Here is a 4,953-nt window from a genome sequence, read left to right on the forward strand (position 1 = left end):
AGGCGGGGCAAATTACAAAAGCCATCCCGCAAGGGAAAAACTGCACCAAAGAAAGGAGTAAAAAAATTATGAGTACAACAAGTAAAAAGAGCTGGACACGGTATTTAGTACCCGGTTACATTTTCCAGTCCGTAGTAATCGGCGGTGGTTACGGTACAGGCGCTGAAATTGCACAGTATTTTGGCGTAAAAGGTCTGGTAGGCGGTCTGCTGGGTATGGTGGTTACACTGATCGTTTGGTCCGTGCTCTGTGCAGTATCCTACGAATTCGTTCGTATCTACAAAACTTATGACTACAACTCTATGATGGGTAAACTGTTGGGCAAAGCAGGTGTCCTGTATGAAATCTGCTACATCGTTCTGATGCTGATCGTACTGGGCGTTATCAACGCAACAGCAGGCTCCATGACAGCTGACCTGACAGGTCTGTCTCCTTGGTTGGGTATCGGTATTCTGGCTGTAGGTCAGGTTCTTCTGATCGTAAAAGGTACAGAAGCCATCGAAAAAGTTCTGTCTGTATGGTCCATCGTTCTGTATATCGTTTATGCAGTATTCATGTTCTCTGTATTCATGAAATTCGGCGGCAATGTATCTGCTGAATTCGCAAAAGGCGAAGTTGGTTCCGGTTGGGTAGTAAGCGGTATGCAGTACGCTTTCTATAACTTGGGTATCGTTCCCGCTACTCTGTACACAATCCGTGATTGTGAAACAAGAAAAGAAGCAGTTCTGTCCGGTATTCTGGCTGGTGCTATCGGTATCATCCCCGCGGTTCTGCTGCTGTTCGTAATGTGCTGCGACCTGCAGGCTGTAGTTTCTGCAGAAGTTCCCGTAACAGTAGTATTCGGTCTGCTGGATATGAGATGGCTGTACATCATTTTCGAAATCGTACTGTTTGGTACTCTGATCGAAACAGGTACAGGCTTCATCAAAGCGGTTGATGACCGTATCGAACTGACATACCAGAAGGGCGGCAAAGAATGCCCTAACTGGATGCGTCCTCTGATCGCTGTTGTTTTTGTAGCAGTTGGTATCGGCGTTTCCACATTCGGTCTGACAGGTCTGATCGCAAAAGGTTACGGTACAATCTGCTGGGGCTTCGTAGTAGTATACGTACTGCCTATGCTGACACTGGGTATCATGAAGATCAAAAAAGCAGGCAATGTTTAATACATAAAAAGAAAGGGTGCGAACTTGGTTCGCACCTTTTTTATTTGTTCAAATATCGCTGTGTATAAGGGCATACGGCAAAACATTTGCCGCAGATGGTAAATTCGAAGCCGTGGAGAGCTTGCATATTCTTTCGCATGGTTTCGTCGCAGGCGAATACGTCTGCAATCTCTTCTCTGGGCATACCTGCTTTCCAGAGCGTGTTTTTCAGACAGCGGGCGGGGCAGGCGTCTACGCATCTGGTGCATCCGCCGCATCTGCTTTCGGTGATGGGTTCATCGGTAGACAGGAGCGCATCGGTCAGTACAACGCCCATGCGGAAGGCGCCGCCGAATTCCTTCGTCACAAGGATACAGCTTTTGCCGATCCAGCCGAGACCTGCTTTCGTGGCAACGGTCTTATGGGGCAGGGCAGTGGTATGGTCTTCCTTGTTCCAAACGACCTTGTCTGTGGTGTTTGCAAGGGCGTTATACCCTCTTTCCTGCAGGAGTTTTTCTGCAGCCTCTCCCATGGCATTCAGATGTTTGTTGTAGTCATGATACATCTGGTGATATTCCGCGGTAGGAGCCTCCAGAAGGTCTTTGATGATGTGCTTTGGCACAGGCATCATGAAGCAGATGCCGACAGGATAGTGGCTTTCGGGCAAGTCGGAAAGATCAGCCACCCCCATCAGTTCCGCTCCCTGCTCTTTTAATAATGTAAAGATTTCCTTTTTCAAATTTTCCATAAAGATTCCTCCTATGAAAAAAGGCATCCCCCCTCTTGGGAGATGCCTAAAATTTTCTGCCGAAGGCAAATATCATTTTGTCTTACCCAGATAAGCCTGTTTGATTTCTTCGTTTGCCAGCAGTTCTGCGCCGGTACCTTCCATGGTGATGGAACCGGTTTCGATAACATAAGCCTTATGGGCTACTTTCAGCGCCATATTCGCATTCTGTTCGATCAGCAGAACGGTGATGCCTTCTTTATTGATGGTTTCGATGATCTTGAAGATATCTTTTACCACCAGTGGCGCCAGACCCAAAGAGGGTTCGTCCATCATAATTACTTTGGGTTTGGACATCAGCGCACGGCCTACTGCCAACATCTGCTGTTCCCCGCCGGACAGGGTACCTGCCATCTGCCATTCTCTTTCCTTCAGACGGGGGAAGAGTTTGTAGATGTATTCCAGATCTTCCTGCAGGTTGTCTTTTCTCAGATAAGCGCCGATCTTCAGGTTTTCCAGTACAGTCAGGTTAGGGAAAACACGTCTGCCTTCGGGTACCAGTGTGATCCCCATGGAAACGATCTGGTCAGGTGTTTTGCCCACGATCTCCTGTCCTTTGTACAGGATGGAAGCCTCTTTGGGTTTTACCAGACCGGAAATGGATTTCAGTGTGGTGGATTTGCCTGCGCCGTTGGCGCCGATCAGTGTTACGATCTGACCTTCGGGCACCACCATGTCAATGCCTTTTACTGCTTCGATCCCGCCGTAGGAAACAGTCAGGTTTTTGATTTCAAGAATATTACTCATCGTCAGCCACCCCCAAATATGCGTCGATGACACGCTGGTCATTCTGAATTTCAGCAGGAGTGCCGTTGGCGATCTGCTTCCCAAAGTCGATGACATAGATCCAGTCGGAAATATCCATAACCAGATTCATGTGATGTTCGATCATAAAGATTGTCAGGTTGAATTTATCGCGGACATCTCTGATGAAGTCTGTCAGTTCGTCTGTTTCCTGTGGGTTCAGACCGGCTGCGGGTTCGTCCAAGAGGAGCAGTGTAGGCTCTGTTGCCAGCGCACGGGCGATTTCCAGATGACGCTGTTTGCCGTAGGGCAGAGAGGATGCGATCTCATCCTTTACATCGTACAGATCAAGGATTTTCAGAAGTTCCAGAGAGTCTTCTTTCATTTTCTGTTCTTCCTTGCGGTTCAGACGGAATGTGTCAGCAAAGATATTTGCTTTCATTCTCATGTGTTTTGCGATCAGAACGTTTTCCAGTACAGTCAGTTCCTTGAACAGACGGATATTCTGGAAGGTACGGGCAATGCCCAGTTTTGTGATCTTATCGGGTGTGGGTTCCAGTGTCTTTTTGTAAACACCTTTGTTTTCCCCTGCGTAAAGTTTATCCATCTTACCCTTGGGGAAGTTGGAAATGATGGTTTCACCATGGAATTTTACTTCCCCGTTGGTAGGTGCATAAACACCTGTGATCACATTGAAAGCAGTTGTTTTGCCGGCGCCGTTGGGGCCGATCAGGGAAACGATCTCGCCTTCTCTTACTTTCAGTGTCAGGTTATTTACGGCAACAACGCCGCCAAACTGCATCGTAATGTCTTTTACATTCAGGATGGTCTTTTTCTCACTCATTGCCGTCACCTCCTACGGAGTTTTTCTTTTCCATTCTTTTCAGCAGGAAGTTCCAGTTGAATTCCTTTGTGCCCATGATCCCCTTACGGAAGAACAGTACCACGATCATCAGGATGATGGAGAAGATAACCATACGGAAACCTGTTTTGAACAGGGGAATCTGGAAGTCGCCGATGAAGAAGGGCTGATCCAGGAAACGCAGCCACCATTCTCTCGCTGCAATTACGATGAAGGAGGAGATGATGCTGCCTGTCAGGGAACCCATGCCGCCGATTACCACGATCAGCAGGATGTTGTATGTCAGAGTTACGTTGAATGTTGTGGATGTGATGGCACCCATATACATTGCCATCAGAGCGCCGCCAACGCCTGCGAAGAAGGAGCTGATGATAAAGGACATCTGTTTGTGTTTTGCCAGATTGATACCCATGGCTTCTGCCGCAATTTCGTCTTCACGGATGGCCTTGAAAGCTCTGCCGTAGGAAGAGTTGATCAAGAGCCATACGATAAAGATACAGATGCCGACAACGACGAAGGGGAAGAAGAAGCTGGGGAATCTGGGGATCAGTTTCAGGCCCAGGGAACCGTTTGTTACACGGTTCAGAGGGGAAGAACCCACAACGATACGAACGATTTCCGCAAAACCCAGTGTGGCAATGGCGAAGTAGTCGCTTTTCAGTCTCAGTACAGGCGCGCCGATCAGTGCAGCCATCAGTGCACAAATGGCACCGGCAACGATCAGAGCAACGATGATGGGCAGCTCGATATTTGCCAGCCAGTCTGCCACGCCGTACAGGTAGTAAACACCGGGACGCTGTGCCGCAGGAATGGTGAAGATGGCAAATACATAAGCCCCCAGAGCCATAAAGCCGGCCTGACCCAGAGAGAACAGACCTGTAAATCCGTTCAGAAGGTTCATGGAAACGGCAACCAGAGCATAGATGGCACCCAGCTGCAATACTGTGCGCAGCATATCAGAAGAAGATGTGGTTGCGTAAACCCCAAAGAGGATTGCCGCTAAAAATGCAACACCGATGAGGGAAAAGATGGTAGAAAGTTTCTGTTTTTTCTGTTCTGTCATTTCGCTCACCCGCCTTTACACTTTTTCTGTGATCTTTTCGCCGAACAGACCTGTAGGTTTGAACAGCAGAACAACGATCAGCAGGATGAATGTGAATACGTCAGAAAATTCGGAATAACCCGCAGCTTTGATGAATGTTTCGGACAGGCCGATAACAAAGCCGCCCAGCATAGCGCCGGGAATAGAGCCGATACCGCCGAATACCGCAGCAATGAAGCATTTTGTGCCGGGCAGGGAACCTACCAGAGGGTATACGGAGGGGCGGGGTGTGAAGTACAGGATAGAGCCAACCGCAGCCAGGAAACAGCCGATCACGAATGTGAAGCTGATTACGCGGTTGATCTTGATCCCC

6 protein-coding genes are annotated in these 4,953 nt (G+C 48.5%); 1 reads left to right on the forward strand and 5 read right to left on the reverse strand.

The features are described from left to right. Positions 1-68: 68 nt before the first annotated feature. Positions 69-1,166, forward strand: a complete 1,098-nt coding sequence (locus ACJMLT_RS00330) for a YkvI family membrane protein (protein ID WP_405724874.1) — start codon at positions 69-71, stop codon at positions 1,164-1,166. A gap of 40 nt (positions 1,167-1,206) precedes the next feature. On the opposite strand, the gene ACJMLT_RS00335 is transcribed toward ACJMLT_RS00330, so the two are convergent. The 5 genes from ACJMLT_RS00335 to ACJMLT_RS00355 form a co-directional block, all read right to left on the reverse strand. Continuing rightward, the gene (locus ACJMLT_RS00335; protein ID WP_405724877.1) at positions 1,207-1,893 is read right to left on the reverse strand and encodes a 4Fe-4S double cluster binding domain-containing protein; all 687 of its coding nucleotides are present in this window, start codon (positions 1,891-1,893) and stop codon (positions 1,207-1,209) included. A 72-nt stretch (positions 1,894-1,965) separates the two neighbouring features. Then, positions 1,966-2,670, reverse strand: a complete 705-nt coding sequence (locus ACJMLT_RS00340; protein ID WP_405724889.1) for an ABC transporter ATP-binding protein — start codon at positions 2,668-2,670, stop codon at positions 1,966-1,968. A 1-nt stretch (position 2,671) separates the two neighbouring features. After that, complete coding sequence (locus tag ACJMLT_RS00345; protein WP_405724880.1) at positions 2,672-3,520, reverse strand: ABC transporter ATP-binding protein; 849 nt, start codon at positions 3,518-3,520, stop codon at positions 2,672-2,674. Next, on the reverse strand, positions 3,513-4,601 hold the full coding sequence (locus ACJMLT_RS00350; RefSeq protein WP_405724883.1) for a branched-chain amino acid ABC transporter permease: 1,089 nt from the start codon (positions 4,599-4,601) through the stop codon (positions 3,513-3,515). The genes ACJMLT_RS00345 and ACJMLT_RS00350 overlap by 8 nt, the downstream gene beginning before the upstream one ends. A gap of 15 nt (positions 4,602-4,616) precedes the next feature. Next, positions 4,617-4,953, reverse strand: a 337-nt coding sequence (locus ACJMLT_RS00355; protein WP_405724886.1) for a branched-chain amino acid ABC transporter permease, incomplete at its 5' end; no start/stop codon positions are given.

The organism is Anaerotignum sp. (assembly GCF_045122575.1).
In the GTDB taxonomy this organism is placed as follows: Bacteria; Bacillota; Clostridia; order Lachnospirales; family Anaerotignaceae; genus Anaerotignum_A.